At 55.9% G+C, this 16,765-nt stretch carries 11 protein-coding genes; 6 read left to right on the forward strand and 5 right to left on the reverse strand.

Annotation, left to right across the window (positions count from 1 at the left end):
- Window positions 1-95 precede the first annotated feature (95 nt).
- Window positions 96-2,972 carry a lipoprotein gene (locus KYE_RS03460; protein WP_008170442.1) on the forward strand — a complete coding sequence of 959 codons (2,877 nt, stop codon included), beginning with the start codon at window positions 96-98 and terminating at the stop codon, window positions 2,970-2,972.
- Between the two features lie 414 nt (window positions 2,973-3,386).
- Here the strand turns inward: KYE_RS03460 and KYE_RS03465 are convergent, their stop codons facing one another.
- Window positions 3,387-6,059 (reverse strand): penicillin acylase family protein, encoded by a 2,673-nt coding sequence (locus KYE_RS03465; RefSeq protein ID WP_008170444.1) that lies wholly within the window; start codon window positions 6,057-6,059, stop codon window positions 3,387-3,389.
- A 117-nt stretch (window positions 6,060-6,176) separates the two neighbouring features.
- Entirely contained in the window at window positions 6,177-7,298 is a 1,122-nt protein-coding gene (locus KYE_RS03470) for a CaiB/BaiF CoA transferase family protein (protein ID WP_039881828.1), read from the reverse strand.
- A gap of 195 nt (window positions 7,299-7,493) precedes the next feature.
- Between KYE_RS03470 and KYE_RS03475 the strand changes: the two genes are divergently transcribed.
- Window positions 7,494-8,513: an AraC family transcriptional regulator gene (locus KYE_RS03475; protein ID WP_008170448.1), complete on the forward strand. Its 1,020-nt coding sequence runs from the start codon at window positions 7,494-7,496 to the stop codon at window positions 8,511-8,513.
- Window position 8,514: 1 nt separating this feature from the next.
- Here the strand turns inward: KYE_RS03475 and KYE_RS03480 are convergent, their stop codons facing one another.
- Together KYE_RS03480 and rmuC are read right to left on the reverse strand one after the other, a co-directional pair.
- Window positions 8,515-9,369: a hypothetical protein gene (locus tag KYE_RS03480; RefSeq protein WP_008170450.1), complete on the reverse strand. Its 855-nt coding sequence runs from the start codon at window positions 9,367-9,369 to the stop codon at window positions 8,515-8,517.
- A 5-nt stretch (window positions 9,370-9,374) separates the two neighbouring features.
- Window positions 9,375-10,850, reverse strand: a complete 1,476-nt coding sequence (gene rmuC / locus KYE_RS03485) for a DNA recombination protein RmuC (protein WP_008170452.1) — start codon at window positions 10,848-10,850, stop codon at window positions 9,375-9,377.
- 287 nt (window positions 10,851-11,137) lie between these two features.
- On the opposite strand from rmuC, the gene KYE_RS03490 reads away from it, so the two are divergent.
- From KYE_RS03490 to KYE_RS03505, 4 genes are all read left to right on the forward strand, one after another.
- Entirely contained in the window at window positions 11,138-11,527 is a 390-nt protein-coding gene (locus KYE_RS03490; RefSeq protein WP_008170455.1) for a hypothetical protein, read from the forward strand.
- Window positions 11,528-11,672: 145 nt separating this feature from the next.
- Complete coding sequence (locus KYE_RS03495; RefSeq protein ID WP_008170456.1) at window positions 11,673-12,470, forward strand: ATP-dependent zinc protease; 798 nt, start codon at window positions 11,673-11,675, stop codon at window positions 12,468-12,470.
- Window positions 12,467-13,984 carry an inactive transglutaminase family protein gene (locus KYE_RS03500; RefSeq protein WP_008170458.1) on the forward strand — a complete coding sequence of 506 codons (1,518 nt, stop codon included), beginning with the start codon at window positions 12,467-12,469 and terminating at the stop codon, window positions 13,982-13,984. The genes KYE_RS03495 and KYE_RS03500 overlap by 4 nt, the downstream gene beginning before the upstream one ends.
- Window position 13,985: 1 nt before the next feature.
- Window positions 13,986-14,933 carry an alpha-L-glutamate ligase-like protein gene (locus tag KYE_RS03505; RefSeq protein WP_039881821.1) on the forward strand — a complete coding sequence of 316 codons (948 nt, stop codon included), beginning with the start codon at window positions 13,986-13,988 and terminating at the stop codon, window positions 14,931-14,933.
- Between the two features lie 61 nt (window positions 14,934-14,994).
- Here KYE_RS03505 and KYE_RS03510 read toward each other — a convergent pair whose 3' ends face one another.
- The gene (locus KYE_RS03510; protein WP_008170461.1) at window positions 14,995-16,587 is read right to left on the reverse strand and encodes a BCCT family transporter; all 1,593 of its coding nucleotides are present in this window, start codon (window positions 16,585-16,587) and stop codon (window positions 14,995-14,997) included.
- Window positions 16,588-16,765: the final 178 nt, after the last annotated feature.

Here is a 16,765-nt window from a genome sequence, read left to right on the forward strand (position 1 = left end):
AAGCAGAACAGGCCACTGACAACGGGCTTACCGGATCAGACCGGCCCCGTCAGCTGCCGAACATAACGACACAACAACAGGAAAAGGTTCCACCCATGTTCAAGAAAACTCTAATAAGTCTTGCCGTGGCGTCTTCCGTTGGACTTACAGGCTGCTTTGATAGCGGCGAGACGGGGGCGAATGCCAATCCGGACTACCAGATTGAAGATACGACGATTGACAGGTCGATTGTTCGTCCGATCTACAACCCTAACCCGATTGCGGAAGAGCCTGCGTTCCCGATCAATGCCGACCTGATCCTGCTGTTGGGCGCAACCCAGAGCGCCAACTATGACTTTACAGGGCTTTCGACTGGCAACACTCCGGCAGATGACGCTGTTAACGATCTCTCGGGTTTTTCCACTTCAGGCGCCTTCACCCTGAAGTTTGACGGTGAGCTGAATCCAGCGACCGTGATGGCAAATGCTACAGTATTTTTGCTTCCGCTTAACGTTGGTCCCGCGCTTGCATCTGCGCCAGAAGCGCTTCCAAACACTAACCCCTCCAGCATAGTTGCGAGTGATCCTTTTGGGGCTGACCTTGAGGGAGAGGAAGTCCTTACGCAACCAAACTTCCGCGCTGACGTTGTTAGCGTAGATGGCGGAGTGAACAACGCTGTACGTGTTGTCCCCCTTGAGCCACTCACGGACGGTCAGAAATATCTGGTTGTTGTCACTGACGATGTCCAAGGTGCAAACGGTAAGCCAATTGAGCGGTCCGTTCAGGATGTAGCATTGGCAGATGGTGTTCTTGGTAACCCGGCTCTGGGCAACGTAAAAACCATTCTGCAGACTGCAGATCAGTTGGCCAACGGATTCCTTGCTCAGATGCAGACAGGCTCTGAATCTGCACTGGCTTACACGTTCACAACCAACTCTGATACCGACGTGCTTCGGGCAATGATGGCGCCGGCGGCTTTTGGCCCTGCTCTTGGTCAGAAGGTTGGCTTTACAGCTGCTTTGAAGGCAGTCCGTGACAACTACCCAACACAAAACTTTTCTCAGTTGACTACAACACTGGGTGAGCTCCAGGTCCTGGCAGCGGGCCTTCAAGGCGGATCGGTTGACCCCAGCACTTTGACTGCTCAGCAGCTGGATGCAATTGCCGCTCTTGGCGCGTCGCAACAGATTGCAAACCCAACTGCTATAGGCAACGCTATTGGACAGGAAGTCGGAGATACGCTCCATTTGCCGGTCCCGCGTCCGTCCTTCTTCTTTCCCAAGACGGAAGCAGCCGACCTGACTACAATTCAGGGACTTGATGCTTCCAACAGCATTGCCCAGGCGGCGGCTCAGGTGCAGGTACATCAAGGTGCCATCACCTTGCCTTACTTCCAGAGTCTGCCTGGTGAAACTGGCGCCGGCATCGTAAATGGCAGCTGGAGCGGCAGCACCAGCTTGGAAGAAGACCTCAACGAAAGCCTGAGCCCGGGTGACCCCGTATTCAGCTTCCTTCGGGATATCGACGGCACTCTGAACGTGAATGGCTACTTCCCGTTCCCGCAGAAAAACGCCGATACGACTGTTCCGGTTGTCATATTTAATCCGTCAACTGATTCCCGGCCCGCAACCTGTGTCGATGCCACCAAGCCCAACGGCGTGACCATCTTCCAGCACGGCATTACGGTAGATCGTAGTGTAGCGATGCTCCCTGCAATACTTCTTGCTCAAAGTTCGTGTCAAGCGGTGGTCGCAATTGATCAACCCCTGCACGGCCTTGCCGGCGCAGACGCCGGTGCAGTTCCTGGACCGGGAACAGTGCCTGGACTATCAGCTTTGGACGAGACCACTCTTACAGCGGCAGTTAACCAGTTGCTGCAGGCGCCGGGAGTTGCTGGCAGCCCGTTGGAGGCCCAGCTCAATGCGCTCATCAACGCCGACTACATTGGCGAACGCCACTTCGGTTATACCGCCAACGAGTCACTGCAGCCGGTGGCTGCTGACCTAGCCAACATCTCCTCCGGCAGCCTGTTCATTAACCCGCTGAATATGATGAACAGCCGAGACAACCTCCGCCAGGGCGTTGTTGATCTGCTGAACGTCGCAGCGTCAATCCAGACCATGGACATCGACGGAAATCCCGGCACGCAGGGAGACTTGGCTGGAGTCCCAGTTAACTTCATTGGGCACTCCCTCGGTGGCATTTCCGGTACCGTGTTCGCATCGCTCGCAAATGACACAGCGCTGAACACTGCGCTGAACCAAACCTACGACGCTGCCCCCGCTCTGGCTCCGTTCGACTTCCCAACTCTCAACTCTGTTGTATTGCACAACACGGGTGGCCAGGTTACACGTCTCATAGAGAACTCTCCGAGCATTTCCGGTCGGGTTCTTGGTGGACTTGCTAGTGCGGGTGTAACCCAGGGAACCTCTGACTTCGAAAGCTTCTTCTACGTCTTCCAGTCCATCTCTGATGCTGGTGATCCGGTGAACTTTGCGAAAGGCCTTGGTAATTCCACCAGCAATCTCCTGGTGACAGAAGTTGTTGGAGACACCACTGTCCCCAACGAAGCCAACGTCAATCCGCTAAGCCCGGCGTTCTCGGCGCCGCTGGCTGGCACCGAGCCTCTGATGGCACTGCTTGATCTGGGTGCCAGTGGCACTCTGTTGTCTGATGGTTCAGAAGGGTTGGGCATCATTGACACAGACACGCCCACAGGTGGTGCAATGCCAGTTGCCAGCTTCTTCGCGGGCACCAACCCGTGCTCAGATGCCAACCATGGCACCTTCGTGGCGCCGATTGCGCCAGAAGAAGCGTGCCCAGGTGGTGCAGCGGATACCAGTGTCGCTTTCAGCGCGATGGTTACACAAACGGCCCAGGCGCTGAGTGCGCAGCCGATCCCCGGCTCCTCTGTTCCAGCTGTCGGCGCATCTCTTGGCAGCAGTGCCACCTTGGAAAATGCGCTTGATCAGGACGAGCAGCAGGCTCCGTAAACTCTGATTAATAAACGTTGAAACCAAGCCCCGGCAATGCCGGGGCTTTTTTTGGTTTCAACGCTGCTTACCGTCAACGTACGCTAAGGCGGTTGATTCGATGAGTCGCTACAAGAATTGGCAAATCAAGCAACTCGGGCATTGCTGACGGAACAATCGGGAGCTCGCTTCAGAACTCCACAGGCACCCAAAAGCGATGCCAAAAGGATTGTCTTCAATGCCGTTGAAAAGATTGGGAGGAAATTGCTTCTGAGAATATTTGGAAGACAAAGGTCGTCAAACGAATGGACTATGCCCCCGGAGAAAGACCACTCCTTGCTAAAGATGAAAACAGCGTTTCCAGGTCGGGCTAAATAAGCATAAAAAAAGCGCCGCACTCGGCGAGTTACGGCGCTTGGTTCTATGCAGCGGATATCAATCGGATGAAATAACAGTCTCACCTTGCGGCAACAGATTCGCCTGGATATCTTCCTCAGTGAAGAACAACTGCCGGTAATCCTTTTCGGAATACTGCTCGCTCTGATCGCTGAAGAATGGCGACATGGAGTCCGTGGACTGCGAATAGCTCACCAGACCATAAGCCTCGGGACCATTGTCCGTGAATTCCAGCCCAAAGTGCCAACTGGTACCTCTGGCCATCAACCAGCCATCAATGCCACCTGTTCCGTCAGACAATCCGGCGGTATTGTCGATCGTTGATGGTGCAATCCGCGGGAAACGCGTGTCTTCCAGGAACGGATCCGTCACCACACCGATCGCGTTGAACGCTCCATCTATGTTGCCGTCACCACCGTGCCAGGGAATTGGCTGAGTCTGGAACACTGGTGTCCCGCCGGAGCCTGGGGCCACACCACCGGAAGCGCGGTAATACTGAAGGTCTCCAAGGGCATCAGTCGGCAAAATTCCCTGAGATTGCAGAGCAGCCACACCATCGGCAAGCGCCAAGAGCATGGTGTCGCTTGCGGTCCCGGCATTCTCTTCAGATGGATCAGCCGGTGTCCCCACGGGATCAGCCGGGCTGAAAGGCGTCGTCAGATCTGAGTCCAGATCGTTGCGATAATTAGCCATGAAAACACGGAAGATATGAGCACCGACGCTATCCCGGTTGTATAGCCCATCCCAGTTGCTCAGAGACTGACACCAGGACGACAAATCGACACCGTTCACCGCGGTGGTGCCGATGACATCACAGCGCTGTAGAAGCTCCGGGAGGAACTGTTCCGCATACCATGCACGGTTGCTCCAGATCACACCAATAAGTTCTTCCGCGCTGAACTTGCCATCCTGCCCTGCTGCCAGCGGCGCATCGGGGAAGCCGGGATCCATCAGATTCTGCAGCATCTTGATGCCCAGGCGGGTACGGGGATTGATCGGCGCCTTTTCATCACCAAACAGAGGTGAGAAGCCTGTCAGGAACTCGTCCGGATTGGTTGACCAATAGCTGCTATTCGAGTTCTGCACCCAATCCGATCTCACCAGCTTCGGCTTCTGCTCATAGGGCACCAGTGGACCACACGCGGTCTCAACCCAGTCTTCCTGGGAAAGCCTGCCATCGAGCAAGGTAACGCCCTGATCAAAGAGGCCAGCGTATGCTGCACTGCCAGCCCTTCTGAAGTTCACAAGCGCGATGGCTTTCTCAGAGAGGTTCGGCACCGAGCTGCTGTCGATGTAAAACGCATTACCCTGGTCATCGGCGTAGGTAGTATTGGTCCAGAGGGTCGAGCCACAGTTCTGGAAGACACTCTGGAACTCTTCAAGGTTGCTGGCTCGGCTCATGCCCAACCAGGTGTCCAGAAGACCGCCCGTGTTGGCATTGGCATCACGATAGGTGTGAGCAACCATTGAAGACGCGTTCAGGGCACCGTTGTCGCCCCAGGCTGGCAGCTGACTGCTGACGGCATTGGCTGCGATCATCGGGCCATACTCGGAAAAATAGAAAGTCCTTTCCAACACGACAGGTTGAGCCATCCCCATATCGACCTCAATCTGATAGGTCTCGGTGGTGATCGGCTTTTCAACACCGTCCTTCACGTATGTCAGGAATTCTCCATCATCCTTCAGCACCAGCTCATACCAGGTAAAGCGGCGACTGGTCGTAACCGTGTGAGACCAGGCAAGATTCTCGTTGAAATTGATCAGCGGAATTGCCGTACCAAGTAGCCCCGCACCGTGGACGTTCAGGTATCCCGGAACCGTCATCTGGACTTCATAAAGCCTGCGATGGCCTGTGTACGGGAAGTGCGGGTTCGCCAACAGTGCGCCCCGTCCCTGCTCGGTCAACTCGCTACCAATACCCCACGCGTTGCTGGCAAGGCCCATATCCGCGAAATTGGTCTGTGATCTCGCGCCAGCTTCTGCGGTAGCCACAACGCTTTTGAGCAGGTTGTTTACTTCCTCAGCATTGGTCACCGAACTTACCGGTGTCGGTGCCGGACTCTCTCCTGGAGGGACTGCCAGGAAAACCGCGCCCGTGGCGAACAACGCACCACTGGCGTACTGGCCAACAATGCGATAATGAGCCAGCAGATCCACTGGAGTTATCGGCTTGACCCAGTCCTGATCCGCACATTCTGCCGGGAACTGGGAGGCATCGGTTTCGTTAACGTAGCGGTTATACCCCTCCGTAAAGCCCTCAATAAGCGCACGGCTCTCCGGGCTTAACGTGGGGAACTCGGCCTCAGCGCCCGCGTATATCTGTTGGGCCTTGAAGCTGAAGTCATTGACGACATTGATACCGACGCCAAATCCTGCATCCGGCCCCGGCCCAAAATACTTCGCCCTTTCGCTTCGGGCCTTGACGACGGCCTCCGCCAGCATACAGACGTTGTCTTGAGCCTGAGCATATCCGTGCCCGAACGCGGCAGATTTCAGGTCATCAGCAACAATGTGAGGAACGCCACCCGTTGTTCGACGAATGGTTGCCTCAAGCTGACCATCCGAAGGAAAGAGATTGGGATCCACCTCAGCCTGTGAGGGTCCAGAAGAGTCATTGTCGCTGTCAAAACAACCCGCCAGCAAGGTACTGCCAAGCAGGGCGACAGTGAGACTGAGGGCATGTTTGCCACTCGGTGTTTTCCTGAGCTTCATAGTGTTTTCCTTGTATTTGTTCACTACGTTTTCACCAAGTCCGGTGACATCTATAAAATTAGCAGAGCCCTCCTTTTCAGCCAGACAAAACTGAACACTTATTCACGTTATTTTCTTCTAAAGAAACTGATCATTATCAGCCCCAAGCATTTTCCCGATCCGGGACGTTTGCGATGGCGTTTTTTCAAACTTTATCGGGAATCCGATCTGCGGCTGCTGAGTGCCGTCTCCCCGGTCAACTCCAATCACCATATCCCGCGCTTTAAGTTGTGGATGCTTGGCGGCCTCCGAGATCGTCAAAACCGGCTCCACGCAGGCGTCCTGGTTGGCAAAGATCTCCTGCCACTCGGCCAGGGGGTTCGCAGCAATTTTTGCCTTGATGGCGGCTTTAAGTTGCTGCTGATGCTCGGGCTTCTGGCTCATGGCCAGGCTTTTCATATCGGAAATACCGAGGGTGTCGCACAGGCGGGCGGAGAATTGGGGTTCGAGGCTGCCTACCGAGAGCCAGCGACCGTCGCTGGTCTGGTAGTAGTCGTAGAATGAGCCGCCGTTGAGCAATGCGCTCTCCGGCTTCTGCTCCTGGCCACCAGCCAGGCAGGCGGCCCCGGCCATGGCGTTCAGCGCAAAGGCCGCGTCGGTCATGCTGATATCAACAAACTGCCCTTCTCCGGTCTGCTGTCGATGGATAACAGCAGCCAGAATGCCCATGACGGCGTGGTGTGAACCGCCGGCCACATCCGCAATCTGGATACCCATCGGCGGCGGCCCGCTGTCAGCCCGGCCGCAGTGACTGCTTACTCCAGCCAGGGAGAGATAGTTGATGTCGTGGCCCGCTCGATCCCTGTAGGGGCCGGTCTGGCCATAGCCGGTGATGGAGCAATAGATCAGGCGAGGGTTTACCGACTTGAGGGTTTCATAGCCGATACCAAGCCGATCCATCACTCCCGGCCGGAATTGCTCAACGACAACGTCATAGTCCTTGACTAATTCCAGAACCTTCTCCCGGCTGCCCTCCTCTTTAAGGTTAAGCCCGAGCGACTTCTTGCCGCGGTTCAGAAACCCGTGGGCCGTGCTCACGCCGGCATCGTGGGGTGGCATTACCCGGGTCAGATCCACTCGGTCCGGTGCCTCCACACGCAATACATCTGCCCCCATGTCCGCCAACAGCATGGTGGCGTAGGGGCCGGGCAACAAGGTGCTGAAATCCAGAACTTTCAGCGAAGTCAGAGGACCCGCCATGATAATCTCCTTTTTACTCTCAGGTTTCTGCAAATAGCATTCGTTTCCTTCATGCTGCCCGGTTTTGCCAAGCGGGCCAACTGCCGGTTCCTTCATTCCGATTGGCCGTTTCTACCAGCGTGGCCAAACGGCTTCGGTTGCATTGTTCTGCCGGGGTTTTATGATGGGTTTCGTTTTCATGGAATGGCGAGCGTAATGTCCGATCTGACGGTTTCGAAGCACTTTGTACAGGCGGCCCTTGTGGGCGCCGAGCGACTTGGTTTTGATACCCGTGAAATGCTCCGGGAAGCCGGAATCTCTCCCGATCTGCTGCGCATCGAGATGGCGAGGGTCAGCAGTGATCAGTTCAGCCATTTGATGCAGGTGCTCTGGAACCGCATGGGAGATGAGTTCATGGGGCTGGGGCCCAGACGGGCCCGAACAGGAACCTTTGCCACCATGTGCGCGTTGGTGATTGACTGCCCCAATCTGGAATCTGTGTACCGGCAGGCCTTCCAGTTTTCTCGTCTGTTTGAACCCATGGTGTCCATGGAACTGGAGGTTGGCAGGGACAAGGCTCAGCTCGTAACCCGGATAGAGGGCGAGATCAACGATCCGAGCTTTTTCCTGCGGGAGAGTATTCTGGTGATCTGGCACCGACTGGGCAGTTGGCTCATCGGCCAACCCATCGAGCTGGAGAAGGCCGAGTTCGATTACCCACGGCCGGCCCATGGCGACGAATACCGGCACATTTTCCACTGCCCCCTGGCATTCGAGTCTGACAGAATCGCCCTCACCTTCGACAAGCGCTTCCTGTCTGCGCCCGTCATCCGCGACAAGCCGGAGATGCGGCAGTTCCTGAAGACCTCGCCGGCAGACCTGCTATCCCGTCCGGACGAGAGTAACACCTTTACGGGACGCATTCGGGCGCTGATCGGCAGGGATCTTTCGAAGCCGCTGCCGGATTTTGAATGGATTGCAGCAGGCCTGCATACCAGCCCGCAGACACTGCGACGCAGACTGAAGCAGGAGAATACCTCGTTCCAGGAGATCAAGGATCTGTTACGCCGGGATATGGCTATTTACTATCTGAGCCGGCAGGAACTTCCGATTAACGACATCGCCGCCAAAGTCGGTTTCACCGAACCCTCAACCTTCCATCGGGCCTTCAAGAAGTGGACCGGGGTGACGCCAGGCGCCTATCGGGAAGGCGAACGTGGTGATCTCTCCGATTGACTCAGGACCCCGAGGGCGCCTGAAGCGAACGGATCAGCTGCCCGAGCGTTTCGGCGATTTCCTGGGCCCTTTCCCGGTTTTCGGCCAGTTGAAGCAGTCGGGAACCATCCCTCGGGTCATAGACCCAGCAAGTTGAGACCGTCGCCTCGCAACGCCATTCCACCCTGGGGTTGATGCCAAACACCGACATCGTCTCTGTGCTTCGCAGTATCCGGGCATCCTCGGCGCGCTTCAGTTCCTGAATCTGGATTTCCTCTCCCTGGGTGACAAGACGGTATTCAACATCGGCTGGCCGATCGAGCCGCACGACCGCCTGATCACGGCGCCAGCCAGCCAATTCGAGCAGGCTGTTGATATGAAGCGTCAGCGCCTCGCGGTCTGAACCTGCCAGATACAGCTTGCGCAAAGACTCGATACGGCCCTCACCCGCCGGCTCAATGACCGCAACCTGTTCACTCTCACCGGTTGCCTGTGGGGCCAGGGCATTCTGCTTTCGGGTCTTTTCAATGGAAGTGATCAACTGCAGGGATTCCTGGTAGTGGGCACCCTCAGCGCCGGCGCGGCTCACATAGGTCTCAAGAGCAGACTGGGCTTCGTTCAGGTGGGAAGACTGCAGCATCACCCGCCCCCGATAAAAAAAGTAATCAGCGGGCTTTTCACCTTCCAGTTGCTGCAAGCGGTTCAGATACTCAGCGGCCTCGCCCCAGTTTTCCGCAACCACTGCCCCTTCGGTAGCGAGCATCAATCTGCGAGTCTCGTGCTCGGGCGCCAGCGCCAGCGCGGGCCCGGACAGGAGCGCGGAAGCCAATACAGCCCCCAGGGCAAAACAGCGACCTGTTCCAAGTAATACTGCCATGGCATCTACTCCTGCTCGTTATCTGCACCAATCGCCTGCTTCTCTGAATCAGGCAGGTCGTTGTCCCCTGAATGACGGAATTCTTCACCCTCGTCCACTTCGGCCTGGTCCATTATCCCCTTCGGCAATTCCTTTTTCACCCGAACACCCAGCTCTACAAATCGATTCGCCTGGGAGATCAGGTTGCCGCGCCCACGGGTCAGGGTGTTCATGGCCGAATCATAGGTTCCCTGGGCAGTATGCAACTGTGTGCCCAGGCGCTCCATCGCCTCAACAAACACCCTGAGTTTGTCATAAACAGCGCCAGCCCGCTCAGCGATTTGCCGGGCATTCTGGCTCTGGCGTTCGTACCGCCAGATGTTCTCAATGGTTCGCAGTGTTGCCAGCAGCGTGGTTGGCGTTACCACAATAATCTTTCGCTCAAAGGCTTCTGCGAAAAGGTTCTCGTCCTGCTGAAATGCTGCCACAAAAGCGGGCTCTATCGGCATGAACAGCAACACAAAGTCCGGGGAATGGAGGCCGTGGAGCTGGCTGTAGTCTTTTTCGCTAAGGGTACGAATGTGATTCCTCACGGCCTCGACGTGTTGCTTGAGCGCCTCCTCCTTGACCCCGGAATCCTCGTCTTCCGTCACCCACTGCTGGTAGGCCACCAGTGAGACCTTCGAATCGATAATCAGGTTGCGGCTATCCGGCAGATGGACAATGACGTCCGGCCGGTAGAGCTGATTGTCTCCGTCGCGATAGCTTCCCTGGGTTTCATATTCCACGCCCTTGCGCAGGCCGGATTTCTCCAGTACCCGTTCAAGGATCAGCTCACCCCAGTTACCCTGAATTTTCTTGTCGCCTTTGAGGGCGCGGGTCAGATTGGATGCTTCCTCTGTTATCTGGCGGTTCAGTTCCTGCAGTGACTTGATCTCACTACGGAGGGCCTGACGATCACGGGTTTCGGTGGTGTACACGTCTTCAACCCGCTTGCGGAAGTCCTGCAACTGGTCCCTGAAGGGGTTCAGCAGAGTATCAAGGCTGGTGCGGGTCTGCTGGCTGAAACGCTCGCTCTTATGCTCAAAAATCTTGTTGGCCAGATTCTCGAACTCCGTCTTCAAGGCATCACGGTTCCGCTCAAGCAACTCCAGTTTTTCATGGGCGGATCGGCGCTCCTTCTCAATGGTCACTTCCTTCTCGCGGAGCGCGACGCGGGCCTCGCCCAGCTCGCGGGAAAGCTCGTCCGACTTCGCCTGCAGGCTCTGACGCTCGCTCTCCAGCTGCGCCACGCGCTGCTTGCCATTTTCCAGATCCGACTCCAGACCGGCCACCCGATTTTCGAGGGCGGTTGCATGCTGTCGCCACTGTTCAACGTCCTGCCCAAGTCGACCATTCCTGCCCCAGAGCCCTTTCAGAACGATCAAAAGGATTAACACAACCATCAATCCCGCCATCAGATCGGGCCGGGACAAGATCAGTTCCGTGAGCGCTTCAGACACCTGGTACTACTCCTGTTACGGTTCTGTGTTTGATTGAGGAACCGGTGTTTCCCGGCCCCACAACAGTCTACCCCACGAAGGGAACCTTTTGCCCGGCACGCCGTCAATCAGAATGGCGAGGCACTAAGGACCACGACTGTTTGGCATTATTTTAAAGCTCGGGCATCTGCCTCTGGACGGCCAACGTAATATCGTCTAAAAGGGTAAAATGTTCACTCGCCAAGTGGTTATTACCCTTTTTTAACCGCACGGCGGGCCCGAACCAGATCAGAAACGGATAACAGATCATGCTGAAAGAACTGTGGCGAAAACTGGAGGCGGAGTTTCTGCACAATGACTGCTCCGGCCAGGACAGCCAGGCAAGCTTATTCGGCACCCGTCCGAACGGCAACAAGGACGGCTTCAGAATCCTTCCGCACATTACCCACACGGGCGAGTTTCATCTCGAGCGTCTTACCAACCTGCTGAAGGCACGGTATGGCAAGAGTTTCGGCATGCCCTCCAGCAAGTCTGAGAGTGACCAAGAAATCCGGGAGCTGATCAGCTTCGCAGCCAGAATCCAGGATCAGGATGTGCAGCGCGAACTATTGCTTTTCTACCTTAACTGCTCCCCGGTAATCCAGGAATACCTGCGCGCTGAGACTGTTCTCGGAGAGGGGAATTTCCTGTCACGGTAAACACTACTGCCCCTTAACCATCTGTAAATCAACCACACAGATTGGATGTTGTATACTTCCCTTCCTATTTATCCGGTTTCACACGCATAGACCGTCACAATAGCTCGGTATCGAGCGTGACAGACTGCCAGCTCAGGGGTTCTTAATGGGTTTCAAATGGTATCGGGCTGGACTGCCTAAGCTTTCCGTCACCACACTTGCAGGCATTCTTCTGCTGACGGGATGCTCGGCAGACCGCTATTTCATGGTTCCCAAAACGGATATGAATGAACTCCAGGGATCCATCAAGAGTCAGCGGGCAACTCTCGTTACCATGGAAGAAAACTCAGCGGTCAGGCACGAGCAAGCCATTGCCCAAACCCGCTCTTCGACTCAGACCATACTCGACGCAATTGCCAGCCAGGTGGAAAAACCTGAATGTCCGCCAGTGCGGGCCCAGACACAATGCCCCGCAACAGATAATTCGAAAGGGCGTGCAGACCGCCTGAAGGGCAAGGTGATTGTCGGCGAGGTTGAAAACTTCTACCTTGCGGGCCCCGGCCTGATCTACAAGGCTCGCATTGACAGCGGTGCCGAAACTTCCTCGATAGACGCACGCAACATCACCCGGTTCGAGCGGGACGGCAACAATTGGGTGCGCTTTGATGTGCCTGTTCCCGGTGCAGACAAGTTTGTAACCCTGGAAAAAGAGATCTCTCGCCGGGTTCGCGTAATCCAGGCCAGCGCCGATGAAGCGGAGCGTCGGGTCGTCGTCGAGCTTCAGTTTTTTATTGGCGATCACCAACAGGTTGCGGAGTTTACACTTGCCGACAGAACCAACCTCACCTACGAGGTTCTGATCGGCCGCAATATTCTGCGTGACGTCATGCTGATCGATGTCGGCAAGGAATATGCAACCGAGCTGCCTGAATCCATCCGCAATAGCAAAGGGAACGAATCGTGACCACCCGCTCGCGCCTGCCTTTTTATATCGCCGTTTTCCTGCTCATCTCTGCGGGCATTTCGCTTGCTGTCTGGAGGCACGTTGAGCTTGGCATACCCTGGCTCACAGGCGAACAACGACCAGTTTGGATGGTCGAGGCCCGCATTGATTTTGACGCAGTGGACGGCTCGGTTCTTGCCAGTCTCAATATCCCCGAGCAGCCACCGGGCTTTCGCATCCTGACCGAACAGGCGGCTTCGCCCGGCTATGGCTTTTCCATCATCGATACCTCGGGCAGCCGCCGGGCGGAATGGAGCAAGCGGGAAGTGTCCGGGCCGCAGACTTTATATTTCAAAGCCCAGTTCATTCCGGACCCAGACGCCGGACCGGAAATCCCGGCGCGCGAACCGAAAACACCGAGGACCTTCTGGGAAGAGCCCGAGGCAACCGCGGTACAGGAAATTCTTAGTCAGGCAGAAGCCCGCTCGAGCACACCGGAAAGCATGACCCGCGAGCTGATCCGGCTGATGCAGCCGGATAGCCGGACACAGAACACAACCCTGCTGGTTTCAGAAGAGAATTACCTGGATCTTCTAGTCGACATGCTCAACCACAGTGGTATTGCCGCCAGAACAGCGGACGGACTGAGACTCGAAGATGCCCGGCGGCGGCAACAGCTGATGCCCTACCTGCAAATCTACAACGGCAAGCGTTGGCTCACCTTCAACCCCAAGACTGCCGAACAGGGCGTGCCTGAAGACCTCCTGCTTTGGCGCCAGGGGGCAGCCTCATTGCTGGATGTGGTAGGTGGCGAGAACTCGGAAGTAAGCTTCTCGATGCTCAGGCAAACGGTTCCTGCCCTTCAACTGGCAACCATGGAATCCGCAGCCAATGGTCTCGGCTTCCTGAGCTTTTACGAGCTGCCCATTGAAGAGCAAAGCATGTTCCGAATGCTGCTGTTGCTGCCACTGGGGGCACTGATGGTCGCTTTCATGCGGATTGTTATCGGCATTCGCACCTCTGGCACCTTCATGCCCGTGTTGATCGCAGTGGCCTTCGTGCAGACAACTCTGGTGCCGGGCTTGATCGCGTTCCTGTCGGTGGTATCTATTGGCTTGCTGATGCGCGGCTACCTGTCCAGCCTTAACCTGCTGCTGGTATCCCGCATATCCGCCCTGATCATCCTGGTTATCTTTATAACCGCGGGCCTGAGCATCATCGGCTATCAGATGGGATTCAATACCGGCATGACGGTCACCTTCTTCCCGATGGTGATCATCGCCTGGACCATCGAGCGGATGTCCATTCTCTGGGAAGAAGAAGGGGCGCATGAGGTCATGGTTCAGGGCGCAGGCAGTCTGTTTGTGGCCATCTGCGCCTATTTGCTGATGAGCGCACCCTTGGCCGGCCACCTCACCTTCAACTTCCCGGAGCTGCACCTTGTTATTCTCGGTCTGATCCTGTTGATGGGTCAGTACACCGGCTACAAGCTCAGCGAGCTGAGGCGCTTTACGCCAATGAAGGCGTACGACTGACATGGACTGGATATCGCCGAGATCGCTCAAGAGGCTGGGGATGCTGAACATGAACCGGCGCAATGTGGATTACATTGCCCGGTACAATGAGCGGTCATCCTATCCGTTGGTAGACAACAAACTGAAAACAAAACTGGTGGTTGCCGAATACGGCGTAAAAACCCCGAAACTGCTTCAGGTTGTCCGCCAACAGCATGAGATATCACACTTCCGGGAAATGGCGGAGGATCTGGCCGGATTTGCCATCAAACCGGCGAAAGGGTCTGGCGGCAAGGGAATTACCGTCATAACCGGTCGGGATGGCGACGAGTACATCAAGGCATCCGGCTCGCGGGTAGATTCTCCGTTCCTGGAGCGTCATTTGACCAACATTCTGGCCGGGCTCTACTCGCTCGCGGGTACTCCGGACGTGGCTATCGTCGAAAACCTGGTGGAGTCCGCCCCGTCATTGGCGAAGTATTCTCATCAGGGTGTGCCCGATATCCGGATTATCGTTTTCCAGGGTTACCCGGTAATGGCGATGCTGAGACTGGCCACAACCGCGTCTGACGGTAAGGCAAACCTGCATCAGGGCGCCGTTGGGGTTGGCCTGGATATCGGCTCTGGCCAGGGACTGAATGCGGTTCAGTTCAACCGCCCCATAACCCTCCATCCGGACACCGGTCTGGCACTGGAGAATATCCAGATAGAAGCCTGGGATGAGATGCTGGAAATGGCCTCCCGCTGCTACGAAGCAACCGGGCTGGGCTACATGGGGGTTGATCTGGTGGTAGATGCGAACGAGGGGCCACTGCTACTGGAATTGAACGCCCGGCCCGGACTGGCAATCCAGATGGCAAATGGCCGCGGACTGCTTCCCCGACTCCGCGCGATTGAAGCGCTCAAACGTCCACACTTCACGCCTCTGGAGCGTTCACGTTTCGCCATGGAAACGTTTGCCAGTAACTGAGTTAATAGCAAACATAAAAAAACCGGGGCCAAAGCCCCGGTTTTTTTATTTCCACGACCCCTCAGGACAGTTCGCCCCGGGCGATCAACAGTTGCCGCTCATGACTGAGGCCCTTCAGAAGCCCCCAGGTCATGATCAGGAGAACCACCGTAAATGGCAGCCCCGCACTGATAGCGGTTGCCTGGATCGCGCCCAGTGCATCTTCACCGCCGCCAAAGATCAGAGCTGCAGCAATCGCACCCTCGGCAACTACCCAGAACACACGCTGGGCGGTCGGTGCATCAGTCTTGCCACCAGCCGTAATACTGTCGATGACCAGCGAACCAGAGTCGGAAGATGTTACGAAGAACACCAGAACCAGAACGATACCGACAAATGACAGGATTCCAGTCAGCGGGAGGTTCGCGAACATCTGGAACGTAGCCAACGAAACCTCGGTCAGGCCGTTCTCAGCCAGTTCACCAATGCCCTGCTGAATCTGTTCAATGGCGGCACCACCGAAGGCGCTCATCCATACAACAGTGATAACAGTCGGGACGATCAACACGGCAGTGACAAATTCACGAACGGTACGGCCCTTGGACACGCGCGCGATAAACATACCTACGAACGGTGACCAGGAAATCCACCAGGCCCAGTAGAATACAGTCCAGCCCTGGAACCAGGCTTCGTCCTCGCGGCCAAACGGATTACTCAGTTGCAATGCGTTGCCCACGTAATTGGAGGAAGTCACCCAGAGAGTTTCCAGAACTGTCATCGTCGGACCGGCAAATATAACGAACAACAGCAGAATGCCCGCAACGGCCATGTTGATATTACTCAAAATCTTTACGCCACCGTCGAGCCCCCTGAGCACCGAGATCAATGCGAGGGCTGTGACGCCGACAATGATCGCCATCTGGATATTCGTATCTGCACCTGTACCAAACAGGTAGTTCAGACCAGAAGCCGCCTGCTGGGCACCGAAACCAAGTGACGTTGCCAGACCAAAGATCGTCGCGACAACAGCCAGCACATCGATAATGTGTCCAGGCCAGCCCCACACCTTGTCTTTCAGCAGCGGGAAAAAGGCCGAGCGAATGGTCAAAGGCATGTTTTTGTTAAAGGCGAAAAACGCCAGGGAAAGAGCAACGACTGCATAGATGCCCCAGGGATGCAGACCCCAATGGTACATGGTCGCGGCCATCGCGAGATTACGGGCGTCATCTGTGTTTGCCTCTACATTGAACGGCGTCTCGTACCATCCCGTGTAGTAAGCCACCGGCTCGGCCACGGCCCAGAACATAAGACCAATGCCCATACCGGCGGCGAAAAGCATGCAGAACCAGGAAAGCGTTGAGAATTCAGGTTTGCAGTCCTGCCCCCCGATGCGGATTTTACCCATCGGCAGGAAGATCAGAGCCAGGCACACCACCACGAAGATGTTGGCACTGATCAGGAAAAACCAGTCAAACGTCGCGATAATGTCCCATTTTGCCCCGTCGAGCAGCTCTTTCGCTGGCCCGGGGAACATCAGGGTGCCTATCACAAACGCAACAACCAGTATCGCCGTAATCGGAAATACCGGTGCATGGAGATCCAGCCCGAACGGAGTGATATTGTCCTGGCCAGCCACGTAATCCGTGGAATATTCGTCTTTAACTACCTCGCCCACGTTATGGAGCCTCCTGAGTTGGTAAATCGTTTATTCAGAATCGGTATTCAGACATTACAAGCGCGTTATCATAATATTTTGAGTTCAAAACATCAAAACCACGATTATTTTGCCGCCTTGATATTAATCATAGACCATGATCGAAAACGGACCAGCCAGATTCGGGACCAATCGCGAC

The sequence above is a fragment of the Marinobacter manganoxydans MnI7-9 genome (assembly GCF_000235625.1).
GTDB classification, from domain to species: Bacteria; Pseudomonadota; Gammaproteobacteria; order Pseudomonadales; family Oleiphilaceae; genus Marinobacter; species Marinobacter manganoxydans.

Excerpts from the sequence above, each read along its gene's own strand:
- KYE_RS03460 (WP_008170442.1), top strand. The coding sequence starts at position 96 with ATGTTCAAGAAAACTCTAATAAGTCTTGCCGTGGCGTCTTCCGTTGGA.
- KYE_RS03465 (WP_008170444.1), bottom strand. The coding sequence starts at position 6,059 with ATGAAGCTCAGGAAAACACCGAGTGGCAAACATGCCCTCAGTCTCACT.
- KYE_RS03470 (WP_039881828.1), bottom strand. The coding sequence starts at position 7,298 with ATGGCGGGTCCTCTGACTTCGCTGAAAGTTCTGGATTTCAGCACCTTG.
- KYE_RS03475 (WP_008170448.1), top strand. The coding sequence starts at position 7,494 with ATGTCCGATCTGACGGTTTCGAAGCACTTTGTACAGGCGGCCCTTGTG.
- KYE_RS03480 (WP_008170450.1), bottom strand. The coding sequence starts at position 9,369 with ATGGCAGTATTACTTGGAACAGGTCGCTGTTTTGCCCTGGGGGCTGTA.
- KYE_RS03490 (WP_008170455.1), top strand. The coding sequence starts at position 11,138 with ATGCTGAAAGAACTGTGGCGAAAACTGGAGGCGGAGTTTCTGCACAAT.
- KYE_RS03495 (WP_008170456.1), top strand. The coding sequence starts at position 11,673 with ATGGGTTTCAAATGGTATCGGGCTGGACTGCCTAAGCTTTCCGTCACC.
- KYE_RS03505 (WP_039881821.1), top strand. The coding sequence starts at position 13,986 with ATGGACTGGATATCGCCGAGATCGCTCAAGAGGCTGGGGATGCTGAAC.